24 protein-coding genes are annotated in these 19526 nt (G+C 59.2%); 16 read left to right on the top strand and 8 right to left on the bottom strand.

Annotation, left to right across the window (positions count from 1 at the left end; genetic code table 11):
- Positions 1 to 11: 11 nt before the first annotated feature.
- Positions 12 to 1193 (bottom strand): acyl-CoA dehydrogenase, encoded by a 1182-nt coding sequence (locus tag AC3IUF_RS00625; protein ID WP_007911645.1) that lies wholly within the window; start codon positions 1191 to 1193, stop codon positions 12 to 14.
- Positions 1194 to 1351: 158 nt separating this feature from the next.
- On the opposite strand from AC3IUF_RS00625, the gene AC3IUF_RS00620 reads away from it, so the two are divergent.
- From AC3IUF_RS00620 to AC3IUF_RS00570, 11 genes are all read left to right on the top strand, one after another.
- Positions 1352 to 2251, top strand: a complete 900-nt coding sequence (locus AC3IUF_RS00620; RefSeq protein WP_007949773.1) for a LysR family transcriptional regulator — start codon at positions 1352 to 1354, stop codon at positions 2249 to 2251.
- A gap of 434 nt (positions 2252 to 2685) precedes the next feature.
- Positions 2686 to 3807 carry a Re/Si-specific NAD(P)(+) transhydrogenase subunit alpha gene (locus tag AC3IUF_RS00615; RefSeq protein WP_007911649.1) on the top strand — a complete coding sequence of 374 codons (1122 nt, stop codon included), beginning with the start codon at positions 2686 to 2688 and terminating at the stop codon, positions 3805 to 3807.
- A 15-nt stretch (positions 3808 to 3822) separates the two neighbouring features.
- Positions 3823 to 4143: an NAD(P) transhydrogenase subunit alpha part 2 gene (locus AC3IUF_RS00610; RefSeq protein WP_003187417.1), complete on the top strand. Its 321-nt coding sequence runs from the start codon at positions 3823 to 3825 to the stop codon at positions 4141 to 4143.
- Complete coding sequence (locus tag AC3IUF_RS00605; RefSeq protein ID WP_008081130.1) at positions 4143 to 5576, top strand: NAD(P)(+) transhydrogenase (Re/Si-specific) subunit beta; 1434 nt, start codon at positions 4143 to 4145, stop codon at positions 5574 to 5576. The genes AC3IUF_RS00610 and AC3IUF_RS00605 overlap by 1 nt, the downstream gene beginning before the upstream one ends.
- A gap of 213 nt (positions 5577 to 5789) precedes the next feature.
- Positions 5790 to 7283 (top strand): succinyl-CoA:acetate CoA-transferase ScpC, encoded by a 1494-nt coding sequence (gene scpC, locus AC3IUF_RS00600; RefSeq protein WP_414894467.1) that lies wholly within the window; start codon positions 5790 to 5792, stop codon positions 7281 to 7283.
- Between the two features lie 322 nt (positions 7284 to 7605).
- On the top strand, positions 7606 to 7821 hold the full coding sequence (locus AC3IUF_RS00595) for a DUF1127 domain-containing protein (protein WP_007911656.1): 216 nt from the start codon (positions 7606 to 7608) through the stop codon (positions 7819 to 7821).
- 257 nt (positions 7822 to 8078) lie between these two features.
- Complete coding sequence (locus AC3IUF_RS00590) at positions 8079 to 8288, top strand: DUF1127 domain-containing protein (protein WP_123375991.1); 210 nt, start codon at positions 8079 to 8081, stop codon at positions 8286 to 8288.
- 135 nt (positions 8289 to 8423) lie between these two features.
- Entirely contained in the window at positions 8424 to 8741 is a 318-nt protein-coding gene (locus AC3IUF_RS00585; RefSeq protein WP_007911658.1) for a DUF2388 domain-containing protein, read from the top strand.
- A 107-nt stretch (positions 8742 to 8848) separates the two neighbouring features.
- The gene (locus AC3IUF_RS00580) at positions 8849 to 9163 is read left to right on the top strand and encodes a DUF2388 domain-containing protein (protein WP_123375992.1); all 315 of its coding nucleotides are present in this window, start codon (positions 8849 to 8851) and stop codon (positions 9161 to 9163) included.
- Between the two features lie 43 nt (positions 9164 to 9206).
- Positions 9207 to 9527, top strand: a complete 321-nt coding sequence (locus AC3IUF_RS00575) for a DUF2388 domain-containing protein (protein ID WP_122604763.1) — start codon at positions 9207 to 9209, stop codon at positions 9525 to 9527.
- Positions 9524 to 11485: a DUF7844 domain-containing protein gene (locus tag AC3IUF_RS00570; RefSeq protein ID WP_489280070.1), complete on the top strand. Its 1962-nt coding sequence runs from the start codon at positions 9524 to 9526 to the stop codon at positions 11483 to 11485. Before AC3IUF_RS00575 ends, AC3IUF_RS00570 begins: the two co-directional genes overlap by 4 nt.
- A 45-nt stretch (positions 11486 to 11530) precedes the next feature.
- Here the strand turns inward: AC3IUF_RS00570 and AC3IUF_RS00565 are convergent, their stop codons facing one another.
- The 3 genes from AC3IUF_RS00565 to trpB all read right to left on the bottom strand — a co-directional run bounded on the left by AC3IUF_RS00565 (position 11531) and on the right by trpB (position 14153).
- A complete protein-coding gene (locus AC3IUF_RS00565) occupies positions 11531 to 11986 on the bottom strand; it encodes an anti-virulence regulator CigR family protein (RefSeq protein ID WP_007911666.1) in 456 nt (151 codons plus the stop codon).
- Positions 11987 to 12108: 122 nt separating this feature from the next.
- A complete protein-coding gene (gene trpA / locus AC3IUF_RS00560; protein WP_007911667.1) occupies positions 12109 to 12921 on the bottom strand; it encodes a tryptophan synthase subunit alpha in 813 nt (270 codons plus the stop codon).
- On the bottom strand, positions 12921 to 14153 hold the full coding sequence (gene trpB, locus AC3IUF_RS00555) for a tryptophan synthase subunit beta (protein ID WP_038365117.1): 1233 nt from the start codon (positions 14151 to 14153) through the stop codon (positions 12921 to 12923). Before trpB ends, trpA begins: the two co-directional genes overlap by 1 nt.
- A 114-nt stretch (positions 14154 to 14267) precedes the next feature.
- Between trpB and AC3IUF_RS00550 the strand changes: the two genes are divergently transcribed.
- On the top strand, positions 14268 to 15185 hold the full coding sequence (locus tag AC3IUF_RS00550) for a LysR family transcriptional regulator (RefSeq protein ID WP_489280069.1): 918 nt from the start codon (positions 14268 to 14270) through the stop codon (positions 15183 to 15185).
- On the opposite strand, the gene AC3IUF_RS00545 is transcribed toward AC3IUF_RS00550, so the two are convergent.
- Positions 15158 to 15484 carry an ElaB/YgaM/YqjD family protein gene (locus AC3IUF_RS00545; RefSeq protein ID WP_007911686.1) on the bottom strand — a complete coding sequence of 109 codons (327 nt, stop codon included), beginning with the start codon at positions 15482 to 15484 and terminating at the stop codon, positions 15158 to 15160. The two genes, AC3IUF_RS00550 and AC3IUF_RS00545, sit on opposite strands and share 28 nt — an antisense overlap.
- 157 nt (positions 15485 to 15641) lie before the next feature.
- Here AC3IUF_RS00545 and AC3IUF_RS00540 point away from each other — a divergent pair, with 157 nt between their 5' ends.
- Complete coding sequence (locus AC3IUF_RS00540) at positions 15642 to 15857, top strand: dodecin (protein ID WP_007911688.1); 216 nt, start codon at positions 15642 to 15644, stop codon at positions 15855 to 15857.
- Between the two features lie 127 nt (positions 15858 to 15984).
- Positions 15985 to 16209: a DUF1161 domain-containing protein gene (locus AC3IUF_RS00535; RefSeq protein ID WP_007911690.1), complete on the top strand. Its 225-nt coding sequence runs from the start codon at positions 15985 to 15987 to the stop codon at positions 16207 to 16209.
- A 270-nt stretch (positions 16210 to 16479) separates the two neighbouring features.
- Here the strand turns inward: AC3IUF_RS00535 and AC3IUF_RS00530 are convergent, their stop codons facing one another.
- Positions 16480 to 17481: an LLM class flavin-dependent oxidoreductase gene (locus AC3IUF_RS00530; RefSeq protein WP_489280068.1), complete on the bottom strand. Its 1002-nt coding sequence runs from the start codon at positions 17479 to 17481 to the stop codon at positions 16480 to 16482.
- A gap of 241 nt (positions 17482 to 17722) precedes the next feature.
- Here AC3IUF_RS00530 and AC3IUF_RS00525 point away from each other — a divergent pair, with 241 nt between their 5' ends.
- Both AC3IUF_RS00525 and AC3IUF_RS00520 read left to right on the top strand, forming a co-directional pair.
- Positions 17723 to 18154 (top strand): OsmC family protein, encoded by a 432-nt coding sequence (locus AC3IUF_RS00525; protein WP_007911695.1) that lies wholly within the window; start codon positions 17723 to 17725, stop codon positions 18152 to 18154.
- Between the two features lie 222 nt (positions 18155 to 18376).
- Positions 18377 to 18616, top strand: coding sequence for a DUF1161 domain-containing protein (locus AC3IUF_RS00520; RefSeq protein ID WP_099757641.1), 240 nt, complete (start codon positions 18377 to 18379; stop codon positions 18614 to 18616).
- A 6-nt stretch (positions 18617 to 18622) separates the two neighbouring features.
- On the opposite strand, the gene AC3IUF_RS00515 is transcribed toward AC3IUF_RS00520, so the two are convergent.
- Positions 18623 to 19042, bottom strand: a complete 420-nt coding sequence (locus AC3IUF_RS00515; protein WP_489280067.1) for a PA0061/PA0062 family lipoprotein — start codon at positions 19040 to 19042, stop codon at positions 18623 to 18625.
- Between the two features lie 40 nt (positions 19043 to 19082).
- Positions 19083 to 19505: a PA0061/PA0062 family lipoprotein gene (locus AC3IUF_RS00510; protein ID WP_034152270.1), complete on the bottom strand. Its 423-nt coding sequence runs from the start codon at positions 19503 to 19505 to the stop codon at positions 19083 to 19085.
- Between the last annotated feature and the right edge of the window lie 21 nt (positions 19506 to 19526).

The raw sequence follows: 19526 nt of genomic DNA, 5'->3' as shown, positions 1-19526 counted from the left end.
TCGCTCTCCTATTAATAGAACGCCTGCAAGCCGGTTTGTGCACGCCCCAGGATCAGAGCGTGAACGTCGTGAGTGCCTTCATAGGTATTCACCACTTCCAGGTTGACCAGATGACGGGCCACGCCGAACTCGTCGGAGATGCCATTACCACCGAGCATGTCACGAGCCATGCGGGCGATGTCCAGCGACTTGCCGCAGGAGTTGCGCTTCATGATCGAAGTGATCTCGACCGCAGCGGTCCCTTCGTCCTTCATGCGCCCCAGACGCAGGCAGCCTTGCAGGGCCAGGGTGATCTCGGTCTGCATGTCAGCCAGCTTCTTCTGGATCAGCTGAGTAGCGGCCAATGGGCGACCGAACTGCTGACGATCCAGCGTGTACTGGCGAGCGGTGTGCCAGCAGAACTCGGCAGCGCCCAGCGCACCCCAGGAGATACCATAACGCGCAGAATTGAGACAGGTGAACGGGCCTTTCAGGCCGCGCACGTCGGGGAAAATGTTTTCTTCCGGCACGAACACGTTGTCCATGACGATCTCACCGGTGATTGACGCACGCAGACCGACCTTGCCGTGAATCGCCGGAGCGCTCAGACCTTTCCAGCCCTTCTCCAGTACGAAACCACGGATGTCGCCAGCATCGTCTTTAGCCCAGACCACAAACACATCAGCGATCGGGCTGTTGGTGATCCACATCTTCGCGCCGGTCAGGCTGTAGCCGCCTTCGACTTTGCGGGCACGGGTGATCATCGCGCCCGGGTCGGAACCATGGTTTGGCTCGGTCAGGCCGAAGCAGCCGATCCATTCACCGGAAGCCAGTTTCGGCAGGTATTTCTGTTTCTGCGCTTCGGTACCGAATTCGTTGATCGGCACCATTACCAGCGACGACTGCACACTCATCATCGAGCGGTAGCCAGAATCGACACGCTCCACTTCGCGAGCAATCAGCCCATAGCTGACATAGTTGAGGCCGCTGCCACCGTACTGCTCGGGGATGGTCGCACCCAGCAGGCCGACTTCGCCCATTTCGCGGAAGATCGCCGGGTCAGTTTTCTCATGACGGAAAGCTTCGAGGACACGCGGTGCGAGGCTCTGCTGAGCGAACTGCTCGGCGGTGTCGCGGATCATGCGCTCTTCTTCGGTGAGCTGTTGATCCAGCAGCAGGGGATCGATCCAGTTGAAGCTAGCTTTAGCGCCCATGATTGTGTCCTCGCAAATCGGCTGAATTAACGTGGCATTGATCCTAGGCGCGGTTCGCTGTCGCGGCAAACGAGGATTTCGCATTCTGTTGTGCTAATTTCTCACTCCGAAACGTCGTGAAATGCCTTTTATGCGGCGCATTAGTGAGGTTGACGTACATGCGCAGGAAGATCCCCAGCACCACCGCCCTGATCAGCTTCGAGGCCGCCGCACGCCACGAGAGTTTTACCCGCGCTGCCGAAGAACTTTCCCTCACTCAAGGGGCCATTTGCCGACAGATCGCCAGCCTTGAGGAGTTCCTTGGCGTGGAACTGTTCCGACGCTCGCGACGCGGGGTGAAGTTGACCGAGGCGGGGCTTTCATACAGCCGCCGAGTTGCGACGCAACTCGACGCGGTTGAGCGCGACACCCTCTCCGTGATGGGTCAGCAAGGCACCAATGTGATCGAACTCGCGGTGGTGCCGACCTTCGGCACACAGTGGCTACTGCCACGTCTCAAGGATTTCCAGCTCAAGCACCCGGAGGTCACGGTCAACCTGACCAACCGCACCCGGCCCTTTCTGTTTGCCGATACCGAATTCGATGCGGCGATCTACTTTGGCGATGCCGACTGGTCGGGTACCGAATCCCACAGGCTGATGGGCGAAAATCCGATGCCGGTGTGCAGCCCCGCCCTACTCGGTAACAAGACGCACCTCACAGCCGAGGCAATCGCCGAGCTACCGTTGTTGCAGCAGACCACCCGCCCCTATGCCTGGCGTCAGTGGTTCAACTCACAACACCTGAATATCCCCCGGGACATGACAGGCCCGCGCTACGAGCTATTCTCCATGCTCGCCCAGGCCGCCATGCACGACATGGGCATTGCGCTGATTCCACCGTTCCTGATTCAGCGTGAGTTAGCCGAGAAGCGCCTGGTGATTGCCAACCCCCAGGCACTCTCAAGCATCAAGGCCTATTACCTGATGATTCCCGAACGAAAAGTCGAATCAGCGTCATTAAAGGCATTTCGTGACTGGCTGGTAACCCAAGCGCAGAGCTACAGCCTAGAAGGGTAAAGGCTCACAGCGATAGCTAACCCCGTAGTCAGGAAATTCAAAGCCCTACAGATATAAGTATTTGTCGCAATTGCACAGACTGTATCCGAAAGTCGTACAGACGTCCCACAAGCGCCTGAAGACGTGGCTTTGAGCCTTCATTGACGACGCATTGATGCCTATTCACGTCACCGATGAGAAATTTTTCCATAATCGGCCAGAATCCTTGCAAGGCACGGTCTGCAAGGGATTCAGCTAGCCATCTGCGACATTCGGTCACGGCATGACTTGTAGTTAATTTTCCGTCACCCGTCATAATCCCTTGAAGGGCATAAAGTTCGCCTGCAAAATGCCGCGCCCCGCCCTGATTTGGCGGGATCGTGCTGATCGGCCGCCCCAGTCGCACCATCCGTAGTGCATGGGTTTACTCAATAAGATCACGCAGGAGATTTGACGTGCACATTGGTGTTCCTCTCGAAACCCAGACCGGTGAAACACGGGTTGCTGCAACCCCGGAAACCATTAAAAAGCTGATCAGCCAAGGTCATAAGGTCACTGTGCAAACCGGCGCCGGCGTAAAAGCCAGTGTGGTCGACAGTGCCTATGAAGCGGCAGGCGCAACCATTGGCAGTGCCAATGATGCGTTTGGCGCCGAGCTGATTCTCAAGGTGGTCGCCCCGAGCGATGCCGAACTGACGCTGATCAAGCGCGGTACGGTGCTGGTCGGCATGCTCAACCCGTTCAACAACGAAACCATTGCGAAGATGGCCGAGTGCGGCATTACCGCGTTCGCCCTCGAAGCGGCGCCGCGCACATCGCGCGCGCAGAGTCTCGATGTGTTGTCGTCGCAGGCGAACATTGCCGGCTATAAGGCTGTGTTGCTGGCCGCTCACCACTACCCACGCTTCATGCCGATGTTGATGACCGCTGCGGGCACCGTGAAAGCGGCGCGCGTGCTGATTCTTGGCGCGGGCGTGGCCGGGTTGCAGGCGATTGCCACGGCGAAACGCCTGGGTGCGGTGATCGAAGCGTCTGACGTGCGTCCGGCGGTAAAAGAGCAGATCGAATCCCTCGGTGCGAAGTTCGTCGACGTGCCTTACGAGACCGATGAAGAGCGCGAATGCGCCGTCGGTGTCGGTGGTTACGCGCGGCCAATGCCAGCGAGCTGGATGCAGCGTCAGGCCCAGGCTGTGCACGAGCGCGCCAAGCAGGCTGACATCGTCATCACCACCGCGCTGATTCCGGGCCGCAAGGCACCGACCCTGCTGAGCGCGGAGACTGTGGCGCAGATGAAACCGGGCTCGGTGGTCATCGACCTCGCCGCTGCTCAGGGTGGCAACTGCCCGCTGACCGTGGCTGATCAGGTCGTGGTCGAAAATGGCGTGACCATTTGCGGCCCGACCAACCTGGCCGGTGAAGTCGCTGCAGACGCTTCGGCACTGTACGCACGCAACCTGCTGGACTTCCTCAAGCTGGTTTTCACGAAAGAAGGCCAGTTCGACGTCAACCTCGAAGACGACATCGTCGCCGCGTGCCTGATGTGCCGCGACGGCCAAGTCATCCGCAAAAACGCCTAAGCAGGGATTCAGACGATGGAAGAGCTTATCTCCCCCGGTATCTACAACCTGATCATCTTCGTGCTGGCGATTTATGTCGGTTACCACGTGGTCTGGAACGTCACACCTGCGCTGCACACGCCGTTGATGGCGGTAACCAACGCCATTTCGGCGATCGTGATCGTCGGCGCCATGCTCGCTGCTGCACTGACTGTCACGCCGCTGGGCAAAACCATGGGCACCCTCGCCGTGGCACTGGCGGCGGTCAACGTGTTCGGTGGCTTCCTGGTCACCCGCCGCATGCTTGAGATGTTCAAGAAGAAAGCCCCGAAAGTAAAAGAAGAGGCGCCGAAGTAATGAGCATGAATCTCGTCACGACGCTCTACCTGATCGCGTCGATCTGCTTTATCCAGGCCCTCAAAGGCCTGTCGCACCCGACCACCTCACGGCGCGGCAACCTGTTCGGCATGCTCGGCATGGCCTTGGCGATCCTGACCACCGTCGGCCTCATCTATAAGTTGGGTGCTGAGCTGGCCACGGCCGGTATCGGTTACGTGATCGTTGGCCTGCTGGTCGGCGGTACGGCCGGTTCGATCATGGCCAAACGCGTTGAAATGACCAAGATGCCGGAACTGGTCGCCTTCATGCACAGCATGATCGGTCTGGCAGCAGTGTTCATCGCAATTGCCGCTGTTGTTGAGCCGCAGTCGCTGGGCATTGTCAAACAGCTGGGCGACTCGATTCCTGCGGGTAACCGTCTGGAGCTGTTCCTTGGTGCGGCGATCGGTGCAATCACCTTCTCCGGTTCGGTGATTGCGTTCGGCAAGCTGTCGGGCAAGTACAAGTTCCGTCTGTTCCAGGGCGCACCGGTACAGTTCACCGGGCAGCACAAGCTCAACGCAGTGCTGGGTCTGGCAACGCTGGCGCTCGGTCTGACCTTCATGTTCACCGGCAACCTCACCGCGTTCGCGCTGATGCTGGCGCTGGCGTTCGTGATGGGTGTGCTGATCATCATCCCGATCGGCGGCGCCGACATGCCGGTCGTGGTGTCGATGCTCAACAGCTACTCGGGCTGGGCGGCGGCGGGTATCGGTTTCTCGCTGAACAACTCGATGCTGATCATTGCCGGTTCACTGGTGGGTTCGAGCGGTGCGATCCTCTCGTACATCATGTGCAAGGCGATGAACCGTTCCTTCTTTAATGTACTGCTTGGCGGTTTCGGCAATACGGCCGATGCAGGCCCGGCCGGAGCAAAAGAAGCACGTCCGGTTAAATCCGGTTCGGCTGACGACGCGACCTTCCTGCTGACCAACGCCGACACCGTGATCATCGTGCCGGGCTACGGTCTGGCGGTAGCACGTGCGCAACATGCACTGAAAGAACTGACCGAGAAGCTGACCCACCGTGGCGTGACCGTGAAGTACGCGATCCACCCGGTTGCCGGCCGTATGCCAGGGCACATGAACGTTCTGCTCGCCGAGGCCGAAGTGCCTTACGATCAGGTGTTCGAGATGGAAGACATCAACTCCGAGTTCGGCCAGGCCGACGTGGTGCTGGTGCTCGGCGCGAACGACGTGGTCAACCCGGCGGCGAAGAACGATCCGAAATCGCCGATTGCCGGCATGCCGATTCTCGAAGCGTTCAAGGCCAAGACCATCATCGTCAACAAGCGCTCGATGGCCAGCGGTTATGCCGGTCTGGACAACGAACTGTTCTATCTGGACAAAACCATGATGGTCTTCGGCGACGCGAAGAAGGTCATCGAAGACATGGTCAAAGCGGTCGAGTAATCCATCGCTGCTGCACCGAACGCCCCGACTCGTCGGGGCGTTTTTGTTTGCGCAAACGTCGGACAATTTGCCGCGTTGTTGCAGATCCGGTAACGGTGTTTTACTTCAAACCCGCTAAATAGACGCCTCGTTTGCGACCTTGGTAGCGGGACAGGCGCCCGTCAAATTCACTAGACTGCGCATCCTGCTACTCGTTGCCCGAGATAATAATCCATGTACCGTGACCGTATTCGCCTGCCTTCGTTGTTGGATAAAGTGATGAGCGCCGCAGACGCAGCTGCTCTGATTGAAGACGGCATGACCGTCGGCATGAGCGGTTTCACCCGCGCCGGCGAAGCCAAGGCTGTTCCTCACGCACTGGCCGAGCGCGCCAAGATCACGCCGCTGAAGATCAGCCTGATGACCGGCGCCAGCCTCGGCAACGACCTCGACAAGCAACTGACCGAAGCCGGCGTACTCTCGCGGCGCATGCCGTTCCAGGTCGACAGCACCCTGCGCAAGGCAATCAACGCCGGCGAGGTCATGTTCATCGACCAGCATCTGTCGGAAACCGTCGAGCAACTGCGCAACCAGCAACTGAAGCTGCCGGACATCGCGGTCATCGAAGCCGTCGCCATCACCGAACAGGGTCACATCGTGCCGACCACCTCGGTGGGCAACTCGGCGAGCTTCGCAATTTTCGCCAAACAGGTGATTGTCGAGATCAACCTGGCGCACAACGCCAACCTCGAAGGCCTGCACGACATCTATATCCCGACTTACCGCCCGACGCGCACGCCGATCCCGCTGGTAAAAGTCGACGACCGCATCGGCAGCACCGCGATTCCGATCCCGCCGGAGAAGATTGTCGCCATCGTTATCACTCAGCAGGCCGATTCGCCGTCCACCGTGTCATCGCCGGATGTCGACACCAATGCCATCGCCGATCACCTGATCACCTTCTTCAAGCAGGAAGTCGACGCCGGGCGCATGACCAACAAGCTCGGCCCGTTGCAGGCCGGGATCGGCAACATTGCCAACGCGGTGATGTGCGGCCTGATCGATTCGCCGTTCGAAGACCTGACCATGTACTCCGAAGTGCTGCAGGATTCGACCTTCGACCTGATTGATGCCGGCAAGCTGAGCTTTGCTTCGGGCAGCTCGATCACCCTGTCGGAGCGGCGCAACAGCGACGTGTTCGGCAATCTGGAGAAGTACAAGGACAAACTGGTACTGCGGCCGCAGGAGATCTCCAACCACCCGGAGGTGGTGCGCCGCTTGGGCATCATCGGCATCAACACGGCGCTGGAGTTCGACATCTATGGCAACGTCAACTCCACCCACGTCTGCGGCACGCGGATGATGAACGGCATCGGCGGTTCCGGCGACTTCGCGCGCAACGCGCACCTGGCGGTGTTCGTGACCAAGTCGATCGCCAAGGGCGGCGCAATTTCCAGTGTGGTGCCGATGGTCAGCCACGTCGACCACACCGAGCACGACGTTGACATTCTGGTGACCGAAGTGGGTCTTGCCGATTTGCGGGGCCTGGCGCCACGGGAGCGGGCGCGGGTGATCATCGATAACTGTGTACACCCGGACTTCCGTCAGGCGCTGAATGATTACTTCACGGCGGCTTGCGCAATCGGTGGCCACACCCCGCACATCCTGCGGGAAGCGTTGAGCTGGCACATCAACCTGGAAGAAACCGGGCGCATGCTCGCGGTCTGATCCACACAGATAAACCGCCGACGCAAACACAGTTTGCGTCGGCAGAGTTTCTCAAGCCTCCCTCCCTGACAAAAACTGTACTGCTGTACTGGTCATTTCCTACAGACCTTGCCTACCTTTCCGAGTGAATTGAGCAAAAACGCACCACTTAAGTGCGGACAGGTACAGTTTGCTCAATTTTGACCCGTACACCCCCTATAAACAGTTAACTGGTCACTCACAATACAGTTGAACTGTATCTAGAGAGACTTGGCAAACGAGAGGATCATGGGCACCAGTCAAACCACTACCTGATCCCGCCACAAGCGGAAGGATGTCAACCATGGAACGTACACTCAGTTCCGAACTGTTCTTCGAAGACAAAGCTGTAAACACCCAGGCTTCCCTGCCTCTGCGCGTTATCGCCAACCTGATGTTGTGGCAGCGCCGCATCTCCAGCCGCCATCAACTGGCTCGTCTGGATTCGCGTCTGCTGGCTGACGCCGGTATCAGCGAAGCACAACGCTACGAAGAGCTGAGCAAGCCGTTCTGGCGCTAAGTAGCGTCGCTGGCTCTGGTCGTTAGACCCACCGCCAGCAACCCGAATTGAAAAAACGAAACCCGTCGTGGGAAACCACGACGGGTTTTGTCGTTTTCGGGGTGGAAAATCCAGGTACACCTGCTGATACAACAGACAGGTACAGTTTTATTCAATCATCATCTAAACCAGTACAATTTCACTCAAGTGTATCTGCATCTTTGTCTGTCACAGGCTCAACATGACCTTCCGCCTTCTCCGGTGAAAGGAATACGCCCATGAAAGACTTACAGGATGTTTCAGAAACTTCGAGCCTGCCGATTCCTCGCCGCAACGCTCTGCGGCGCTTGTTTGGCGGTCTTTGGGAGTCCCTGGAGCGCGCCAGAACGCGGCGCTTGCTGTTTCAACTCGACAGTCGAGATCTAGCCGATCTAGGCCTCAGCCACGCCGATCGCCTGAATGAACTGGATAAGCCGTTCTGGCGCTAGCATTTTGCCCACTGTGCGAACCTCGCAAAGCAGGCCTAATATCCACGCAGAACGTGGCGAATGTTGTGTCACTGGCGTCTGACTCCTCAGATACCGAGCCACCTCTCTCTACGGTTTATCCAAAGGAGTTACACCATGTCCCGTCTTCGTCTGCTCAGCGCTGCCGCCCTGCTGGCCGTGGCTGCCAACGCCAGCGCCACCAGCTTTATCGTCACCACCGACGCCGTTGTCGGTGCACTGAAGTCTTCGTCCGACGCAACTTCCGACGTCACCTCGTCCTTCCGTGACGACAAAATCGTTCTTGCCGCCCGTGACGACGCTGCCAGCTTCGTGGCCAGCGAGGGCGAGATCCGTGGGGTGAAACTGGAAAGCGCGCTGGATCACATCCGTCATCAGGCGCCACAGCTGCAAGCTACCGACGCGCAGTTGGCTCAAGCCATCCTGACGATCTAAGCGACTGGCACCGTTCGGGACACGCCGGTCGTGTCCCGATGTTTCGGCACTGGCTCTGGCCCGGGCATTGCGCTAGCCTTTTGGCTCGCCAACAGTTACCGAGTCCAATGCGCTTTCTTCCAAATCTGCTGATCCCTTCCTTGTTTACCGCCTGCTGGGCGACGTCCGTCGATGCCTTTGATGCTTTCAATGCGTCGACCCAAGGCACTGTCGTCAGTGGTTACGCCACCAGCATGGTGTCTTCCGCGCCTTTCGACCGTAAACTGCTGCTCGCCGCTCACGATGACGCGGCCGCGTTTGTTGCCAGTGACGGTGAATGGCGAGGCGCTCGTCTGGAATCTGCGCTGCATTACTTGCGCAAAACCCGGCCGAAACTTCATGTCAGCGACCTTGAACTGGCAGAGGCAATTCTCGTCCAATAGTTATCCTGTACCCCCGTTATCCTTGCCCCTTCGGAGTCGTTCCATGCGTAGCCCGCTGATTGCTGCCGCCCTTGGCCTGTTTTTGTTGGCCGACGTGGCCCAGGCGCACACCCTGGTAGCCACCAGTAACATCATCGTTCGTGCCTCCCAGCGCACCATCGATTTCACTTCCGACACCACCACGTCGATTCGCGATTCGAAAATCATCCGCGAAGCCCACGACGACGCTGCCAGTTTCGTCGCTACTAACGGTGATATCCGTGGCGCGCATCTGGAGGCGGCGATCAATACCTTACGCACCCGCGTGCCGGAAGCGCGTGACGCCAGTGATCAGGTGCTCGCCGAAGCCATCCTCGCACTGTGAAGTCACTCGGCACCTGGCTGCTGGCCGGGGCGTTGTTGTTGCTTGGCAACAGCGCCCACGCCGGCCTGCAATTGCAGCTCAAGACCGACGGTCTGAGCCCCGCCCAACAACAGGCCAGCCAGGCGCTGATCGATGAGGCGATGCAAAAGCTGCCGCCGAGCTTTATCGAGCGGCTGGATCGGCGCATCGATGTCGGCTGGACCGACGACATGCCCGCCAACGCCTACGGCCAGGCAACGCTGGTCGCCGAACTCGATCTGAATCGCAAACTGCTCGCCAGCCTTACCGATGGCAGCGCGGCCAAGGAAAAAACCAATCGCCCCCACGGCACTGTGCGTCAGGAACTGCTCGCCACGGTGCTGCATGAAATCACCCACATTTATGATCGCGCGCGCCTGTGGCCGACTGCCGAACGCACGCTGATCCAGCGTTGCACCCGACGCTTCAACAGCGCCGGGCTGATCGGCATACCCGACGAGTGTCGCGGTCAGAACGGCCGGCGCTTCACCCTCAGCGATGACCCGCGCCTGCTCGACCTCGCCGGTTGGCAGCAATACGTCGGCCGTCGGGGTGAACGCGAACAACACAACCGGCAAATCGCGCGTAGCCCGGACCTGTACGAAATCTCCAGCCCCAAGGAGTTCGTCGCGGTCAACATGGAGTATTTCCTCCTCGACCCGAGCTATGCCTGCCGTCGCCCGGCGCTGTATCGCTATTACCAGCAGCACTTCGGCTGGGCGCCGCCAGCCAAGGACGCCTGCAGCAAGACCTTCTCGTTCCTCAATGCCGGCAACGACTTCGCCAAGCAACCCTTGGGGCAGGTCGATCCCGAGCGGGTCTACGCCGTTGACTACCTATTGGCCGAGGCCAATCAGAACTGGGTCAGCCGCTGGGGCCACAGCATGTTGCGCCTGGTGATCTGCGCACCGGGCCGCCCGCGCGGGCCGGATTGCCGACTCGATCTGGACCAGCACCTGGTGTTGTCCTACCGCGCCTTTGTCGGCGATGTACAGCTGTCGAGCTGGGACGGCCTGGTCGGCAAATACCCGTCGCGCCTGTTCGTGCTGCCGCTTGCGCAGGTCATCGACGAATACACCAAGACCGAACTGCGCAGCCTCGCTTCGGTGCCGCTGAACCTGTCCCGCGACGAGATCGAAGGTGTGGTCGAACACGCCGCCGAAATGCACTGGAGCTATGACGGCAACTACTTCTTCCTCTCCAACAACTGTGCGGTGGAAGGCCTGAAGCTGTTGCGCAGCGGCAGCAACAACACACAGTTCGTGGGTCTGGACAGCATCATGCCCAACGGCTTGCTGGAAGTGATGAAAGGCCGTGGTCTGGCGGACACCAGTGTGCTGGATGATCCAAAAGAAGCGCTGCGTCTGGGTTACCGCTTCGACTCGTTCCGCGATCGCTATCAGGCGATGTTCGATGTGTTGAAGAAGCAATTGCCGATCAAGCAGAACACTGTTGAGGAATGGCTTTCGCTGACAGCCGAGGAACGCCGCGAGTGGTTCGAGCGCGCGGATTTGCGTACCAGCGCCGCCCTGCTGCTGTTGGAGCAGGCCAGTTATCGACGACAGTTGCTGCTGGCTCAGGACGAGGTCAAGCAGCGTTACCTCGGTGCGCGTGAGCTGGAAAACGGCGGCATGGACAAGGCCAATGCGACCTTGCAGGAAATCCTCGCCAATAGCGGGTTCCTCAGCCGTCCGGCAGAATTGCTCGACGCCAAGGGCTACGGATTGCCGCAGCCGACCGAGTTCACTCGACTGGAAGCGGAGAGCAGCCAGCGGCAGAAGAAGCTGCTGGCACTGTCCGGCGATCTCGACGCCGAAGTGCGCAAGTTGCTGGAGCCCAAGCGGGCCGCAGAGATTGCCGCCAGCGAGGAGAATGTGAAGCAGATTGGCGCGCATTTGCGCAAATTGCACAAGGCCTCCGGCGGACTGGAGCTGCCCTGAAAAAAAACCGCAGCCATTGGCTGCGGTTTTTTTATTGCCTGCGGATCAATACAAAACGCCATCGAGAATTTCGTAGACGATCCCGGTGCCCACCGCGATCAGCACGATATCGCCCCCCGCCCGACGCCATTCGTAACCCGGATACACCGGCAAACGACCCAACGCGCGACCGTCCAGACGCTCACCGTAATACCCGTGTGGCAACGGCCGGCCACGTTCCAGATGAATCCCCGGAGGCGGCGGTGCACCGCGTACAAAGTAGCCATGATTGTCACGAATGGTCTGACGCACCGGGCCAAAATCGCGCGGCGGCGGACCGCCACGGTGATCGTTTTGCGGGCCACGATGATCATCGCGATGGTCATTACCATGGTTGTCGTACTGGCCCTGCTGCGGGCCGCCGTGGTCGTGATCGTCGCGCGGATCGGCGCTGGCCAGCAGCGGTGTCGCACTGATCATCAGTACGCCCAATCCAGCCATCAGACGTTTCGGCATTTTCATCGGGTCTTTCCTCACGGCACAAACAGCAAAAAGGGATTCAGAACGTGGTTCTGAATCCCTCGGTCTTGCTGGATTAGTCTGTGTCGCGAGACGCTAATTCCTCTGTATCAGGAACTTTACCTTCAGCTGACGCGGGCCTTACGCACGCCTTCGGAGAGTGCCGAGCACAAGCTCAGTACACCGTCGACGGCTTGCGCCGGCGTAGTCGCATTGGCGATGTGATCGATCAACGCCGAGCCCACCACAACACCATCGGCCAGACGCGCAATGGCCGCTGCTTGCTCCGGGGTACGGATGCCGAAACCGATGCTGATCGGCAGATCGGTATGACGACGCAGACGAGTGACCGCCTCTTCGACGTGCTCCAGGGTTGCAGCACCGGCACCGGTCACACCGGCTACCGACACGTAGTACACAAACCCGGAGCTGCCGTTGAGCACCTTTGGCAGACGCGCATCGTCGGTGGTTGGCGTGGTCAGACGGATGAAGTCCAGACCGGCAGCCTGCGCCGGGTCGCACAGCTCGGCATTGTGCTCAGGCGGCATGTCTACGACGATCAGGCCATCGACGCCGGCCTCTTTCGCGTCAGCGATGAAGCGCTCAACGCCATACATGTGGATCGGGTTGAAGTAGCCCATCAGCACCAGCGGCGTATCGCTGTTGCCTTCGCGGAACTCGCGAACCATTTGCAGGGTTTTCAGCAGATTCTGCTTGGCACCCAAGGCACGGATGTTCGCCAGTTGAATTGCCGGGCCGTCGGCCATCGGGTCGGTGAACGGCATGCCCAGCTCGATCACGTCGGCGCCAGCACCCGGCAAGCCTTTAAGGATCGCCAGCGAAGTGTCGTAGTCCGGATCACCGGCGGTGACGAAGGTCACCAGCGCGGCGCGGTTCTGTTCTTTGAGGTCGGCAAAACGCGTTTGCAGGCGGCTCATCAGTGTTTCTCCTGCTTGGACTGTTCCATGTGATGCATGACGGTCTGCATATCTTTGTCGCCCCGGCCGGACAGGTTGACCACCATCAGGTGATCTTTAGGCAGCTTCGGCGCACGTTTGAACACTTCAGCCAAGGCGTGAGCGCTTTCCAGCGCAGGGATGATCCCTTCAAGGCGGCAGCATTTGTGGAACGCATCCAGCGCTTCGTCGTCGGTCACCGAGGTGTATTGAACGCGACCGATGTCATGCAACCACGCGTGCTCAGGGCCAATGCCTGGATAGTCGAGGCCGGCGGAAATCGAGTGGGCGTCGATGATCTGGCCATCGTCGTCCTGCAGCAGGAAAGTCCGGTTACCGTGCAATACACCCGGAACGCCGCCATTCAGGCTGGCCGCGTGCTTGCCGGTTTCGATGCCGTAACCCGCCGCTTCAACGCCGATGATTTCAACGCTCTTGTCGTCGAGGAACGGGTGAAACAGGCCCATGGCGTTGGAACCGCCACCGATGCACGCCACCAGGCTGTCCGGCAGACGACCTTCCTGCGCTTGCAACTGATCGCGGGTTTCCTTGCCGATGACAGCCTGGAAGTCGCGAACCATCGCCGGATAAGGGTGCGGGCCAGCCACGGTGCCGATCAGGTAGAAGGTGTTGTCGACGTTGGTCACCCAGTCACGCAGGGCTTCGTTCATCGCATCTTTCAGAGTACCGGTGCCGGCCACCACCGGAATCACTTCAGCGCCCAGCAGTTTCATGCGGAAGACGTTGGCCTGCTGACGTTCGATGTCAGTGGTGCCCATGTAGATCACGCAATCGAGACCGAAACGTGCCGCTACAGTGGCAGTGGCCACGCCGTGCATGCCGGCGCCGGTCTCGGCGATGATGCGTTTCTTGCCCATGCGTCGCGCCAGCAGGATCTGGCCGATGCAGTTGTTGATCTTGTGCGCGCCGGTGTGGTTCAGCTCTTCGCGCTTGAGATAAATCTTCGCGCCGCCGCAGAACTCGGTCAGGCGCTCGGCGAAATACAGTGGGCTCGGACGTCCGACGTAGTCACGCTGGAAGTAGGCCAATTCTTCTTTGAATGCCGGATCTTCCTTGGCCGCTTCGTATTCGCGGGCCAGATCGAGGATCAACGGCATCAGGGTTTCTGCCACGTAGCGGCCACCGAACGAGCCGAACAGGCCGTTATCGTCCGGGCCGTTACGCAGATCAGAGGTGTTCGAAGTCTGGGTCATGGGTCGCTCCAGGTGAATTCGGGTCAAAAGACAATGACGACCACTCTACCCCTGACCTTCCAGGCTGAAAACCGATAAGATCGCCACAACCTGTCAGGAAAACTCACAGATACCATGAGCCACGACCTTCCCCCGCTGAACGCCTTGCGTGCGTTCGAAGCAACCGCCCGGCTGAACAGTGTCAGCCAAGCCGCCGAACAGCTACACGTCACCCATGGCGCGGTCAGTCGGCAGCTCAAGGTGCTGGAAGAACACCTTGGCGTCAGTCTGTTCGTCAAGGATGGACGCGGCTTGAAACTCACAGATGCCGGCGTGCGTTTGCGTGATGCCAGTGGCGAGGCGTTTGACCGGTTACGCAGTGTGTGTGCCGAGCTGACGCATAGTACCGCCGATGCGCCGTTCGTCTTGGGATGCTCTGGAAGTCTGTTGGCGCGCTGGTTTATTCCGCGCCTGGGGCGATTGAATGCGGATCTGCCGGACTTGCGTCTGCACCTGTCGGCGGGAGAAGGCGATCTTGACCCCCGTCGTCCAGGACTGGATGCCTTGCTGTTATTCGCCGAGCCACCTTGGCCGGCAGACATGCAGGTCTACGAACTCGCCGCAGAACGCATCGGCCCGGTGATGAGTCCGCTGTTCAGCGGCTATCAACGTTTGCAAACCGCGCCAGCCTCGGCACTGCTCAATGAACCGCTGCTGCACACAACTTCTCGCCCACAAGCGTGGCCGAGCTGGGCACAGCAAAGCGACCTCGACGCCAAGGCGTTGAAGCTGGGGCAAGGTTTCGAGCATTTGTATTACTTGCTGGAAGCAGCAGTGGCAGGCCTTGGCGTCGCCATCGCACCGGAGCCGCTGGTGACGGAAGATTTGAAGGCCGGTCGCCTGGTTGCGCCATGGGGCTTCTGTGAAACCCCGGCGCAACTGGCGTTGTGGCTACCCAAGCGCGCCGCAGACGGGCGCGCCCGGCAACTGGCGCAATGGCTCAAGAACGAGCTGCGCCAGAGCGATCACTCGCCGCGCTTGAACAGCAAGTAAGCCGCGAGCAGACCGATTGCACCGACCGCAACACCAGCGGTCGTCCACGGATGTTCCTGCGCGTAATCGCGGGTAGCGATCCCGGTTTCGCGGGTTTTCACTTTAACTTCTTCATAGGCATCGCTGAGCAGATGGCGCGAGTGTTTCAGCGCGCTTTCAGCATTGCTTTTCAGCGCCTTGAGGGTCTTGCGCGACTCGTCCGAAGCGTCATCCTTCAGGCTTTCCAACGACTTGAGCAGACTCTCGATCTCGGCTTCCATGCTTTGCAACGAGGCTTTACGTAAAGAGGTGTTGGCCATGGTGGCTCTCCTGCATTGGTGATGAGTGGCGTGTGTTGGTTGGGACTTCAGCGGTTTGAGAAAGTGCAGAAAATCTGAACTTCGCCTGCACAAAGCCACCGAAATCAACAGTGCAGATTCACTGCTAGTCTCAATTCCACACGCCAAGGAGATCGTTATGAGTGACCATCACACGTACAAGAAAGTCGAGCTGGTCGGTTCGTCCGCCAGCAGCATCGAAGACGCCATCAACAACGCGCTGGCCGAAGCCAACAAGAGCATCAAGCATCTTGAGTGGTTTGAAGTGGTCGACACCCGTGGCCACATCAAGGATGGCAAGGCTGCGCACTTCCAGGTGACGCTGAAAGTCGGCTTCCGCATTGCCAGCAGCTGAGTTTGGTCTAGTCTTCTGAACTTGCGCGCTGGCCGAGTGCCATAGGAATGGCAAAGCGCTACAGGGTGAGTGCATCGGGTGAACGCTCGATGCCCGCCTTTTTTAATCCGACCAGGGAGTGCGACCGATGAAGAAGTTCATGTTGGCAGTAGGTTTGTTGAGCCTTGCGGGTGGTGCGTTTGCTGCCGGTAAGCCATGTGAAGAGCTGAAAAGCGAGATCGCGGCGAAGCTGGATGCCAAGGGCGTTTCCGGGTATTCGCTGGAGATTGTCGATAAGGGCGCAGCGGCTGGCGGCGACGTCGTCGGTACCTGCGAAGGCGGAACCAAGGAAATCGTCTACAAGCGCGGTTGATTGCGCCTGAAATACAAAAAGCCGACGTGAAGGCGTCGGCTTTTTTGTGTCTGAAAGTTTTGTGGTGTGTTTGAGATTGATCCCCCTCACCCCAGCCCTCTCCCCCAGAGGGGCGAGGGGGAAAGGGAGCAGATCGGGGGTTGTTCAGAACCTGAGTACGACTGGAGTTTTCAGGTCGATGTTGGGCGCAAGAACACCTCGGTCAGTCCCCTCTCCCTCCGGGCGGTCCGACGTTTCGGGAGGGCTAGGGTGAGGGTGCCTTTCGGCTTTTCAGCCCGTCATCACCTGCGCCAACAACTCGTAGGAATGCACACGATCAGCGTGTTCGTAGAGATCACTGGTAAAAATCAGCTCATCCGCCTGCGTCTGCTCAATCAGCACTTCAAGTTTGGCGCGAATCTTCTGCGGGCTACCCACCATCGCGAGCCCAAGGAAATCACCCACCGCTTCACGCTCATGCGGCAGCCACAGGCCGTCCATGCTTTTCACCGGCGGACGCTGCACCAGACTCTGCCCACGCATCAACGCGAGAATGCGCTGGTACACCGATGTCGCCAGGTAATCGGCTTGCTCATCGGTGTCCGCTGCCACCAAAGGCACGCCGAGCATCACGTAAGGCTTGTCGAGCACCGCCGACGGCTTGAAGTGATTGCGATAAACGCGGATCGCCTCGTGCATGAAGCGCGGGGCGAAATGCGAGGCGAAGGCGTACGGCAAGCCGCGCTCACCGGCCAGTTGCGCACTGAACAGGCTGGAACCCAGCAACCAGATCGGCACATTGGTGCCGGTGCCCGGCATCGCGATCACGCGCTGATCCGGGGTACGCGGGCCGAGGTAGCGCACCAGTTCGGCGACGTCTTCCGGGAAGTCATCAGCGCTGCCGGAGCGCTCGCGGCGCAGCGCCCGGGCTGTCATCTGATCGGAACCGGGCGCGCGGCCCAGACCGAGATCAATCCGGCCCGGATACAGACTTTCGAGGGTGCCGAACTGCTCGGCGATGACCAGCGGCGCATGGTTGGGCAGCATCACGCCGCCGGAGCCGACACGAATCGTCGACGTACCACCAGCCAGATAGCCGAGCAATACCGACGTCGCAGAACTGGCGATGCCGTCCATGTTGTGGTGTTCGGCCACCCAGAACCGCGTGTAGCCGAATTTCTCGACGTGCTGCGCCAGATCCAGCGAGTTGCGCAACGATTGCGCCGGGCTGCCGTTTTCGCGCACCGGTACCAGATCGAGGGTGGAAAATTTTACGTCGGACAGTTGTTTCATAAACCTGCGTCTCCGAGTGAGGAGGCAGGCTTTTCTTGCAAACGAAAACCTGCCAAATCCATAAGCGTGTTTTGTGCAATGAGGGCATATACCCGAGTTTCAATAGCAGCGATGAAATTTCCTACTAAAAAAGTCAACGATTCAGCCGGGCTGAACTTTGCTGCGGCGTCTATCCTCAGAAGCCTTGCAAGCAAAACCACGACGACGCGGCGTTTCCGCGTCAGATCTTGAGGAGGCAGACATGGCTATCGTGAAGAAAGCATCCGCACATTGGGCAGGCGATCTGAAAACCGGCATTGGCTCGATCTCCACCGAAACCGGTGTCCTCAGAGAGGCGCCTTACGGTTTCAAGGCGCGCTTTGAGGGCGGCAAAGGTACCAACCCGGAGGAACTGATCGGCGCGGCGCATGCCGGCTGCTTCTCTATGGCGTTTTCGATGATTCTCGGCGATGCGGGCCTGAAGGCCGACAGCATTGATACTCAGGCTGAAGTCACCCTCGATCAGGTGGATGGCGGCTTCGCGATCACCGCGGTGAAGCTGATTCTCAAGGCGAAAATCCCGGGGGCGACGCAGGAGCAGTTTGAAGAGCTCAGCAACAAGGCCAAGGAAGGGTGCCCGGTGTCGAAAGTGCTGAATGCGAAGATTACGCTTGAGGCTTCGTTGGTCAGTTGATTCGGTGTTGTCTGATCTGACGCCTTCGCTAGCAGGCTCGCTCCCACCTTGGAACTGTGTGCCACACAAATCCCTGTGGGAGCGAGCCTGCTCGCGAAAGCTGTTTGAAGATCAAACCTGAAGTTGTGAGCGAAGTCAGAACCCTCGCTGTAAAAATATGGTCGAATAAGTGACAGCAGCTTCAGCGCACGCCCGTGCGCGCTGCCTCAGGGAGCTTCACTCATGAAACGTATTGGCTTGGCGATTCTCTGCAGTGCACTGGCCACTTCTGTCATTGCGGCACCCAAAGACTGCGAAGAACTGAAGAACGAAATCGAAGTAAAAATTCAGGCCAACGCCGTGCCGTCTTACACGCTGGAAATCGTCAGCAAGGAAGAGGCCGACAAACACGATGTGGCGATGGTCGTCGGCACCTGCGACAACGGCACCAAAGCGATCATTTATCAGAAGAACGATCGCTGAACCTGACTAGATAATGCAGTTGTAGTCGTAATCCTCGGCGACGATTTCACGCTTGGCGTTATACAGCCGGGCGCTCGGTGTGAACCCCAGCGAACGCCCTTCCAGCACATAACGCTGCCCGGCCTCGAAATGGTCGTAGCGGATGTACAGGTAGCACAGCCGCTCTACGGGGCCAGTCATCAGGGCGCCACCACCGCCAAACACTTCGAAATCAAACCGCACGCGCAATTCGTGGCTGCCCGGCGAGACCTGAAAGTAGCGCCCGTCATTCAGTCGCTGTTTGTCGAGACGCTCGGCCATCAGCACTTTCCCGCCGGGTGTCGGCGTCGAAAAATCGACCCAGGCCATGTGCGGATCGGCCGGGGGCAAAGGCGTCTGACAACCGGCCAAAAGACCGGCAGCGAGCAACAACAGCAACTGGCGCATGATGAATATCCACGGATGTGAATCCTCAGCATAGCGCCGATCAGGTGCGCTGACAGCCTGCCGGTGTGCCTTGACCTACCACTTTGCGCTGCTCGTCATAAAGCTTGGCCCATGGTCGAAAGCCGATACTGCCGGCCTGCAGCTGGTATCGCTGACCGGCATTGAAATCCTTGAATTTCACACTCAACTGGCAATCGCGCCACAGCGGTTCAGCGTCGGGACCGATGTTGGTCGCCTCCACCGGAAATTGATAACGCACTTTCAATTCATGGCTACCGGGCTGCACTTCAAAATAGCGTTTGTCGGCGGTCGCCTGAGTATCAACCTGCAACGCTTGCAGCGCCGTGTCCTGTTGCCGGGCATCGAGATCGATCCAGGCTTGCGAAGGGTCAGGATCGGGCATTCCGAATCCGGCACAACCGGCCAGCGTCAGCAGGCCTCCTGACAGCATCAACATGCGCATAGCGGTGCTCCTTTAGGCGGG

The sequence above is a fragment of the Pseudomonas sp. KH_040 genome (assembly GCF_057839305.1).
This window is presented reverse-complemented; position numbering and strand designations above follow the sequence as displayed.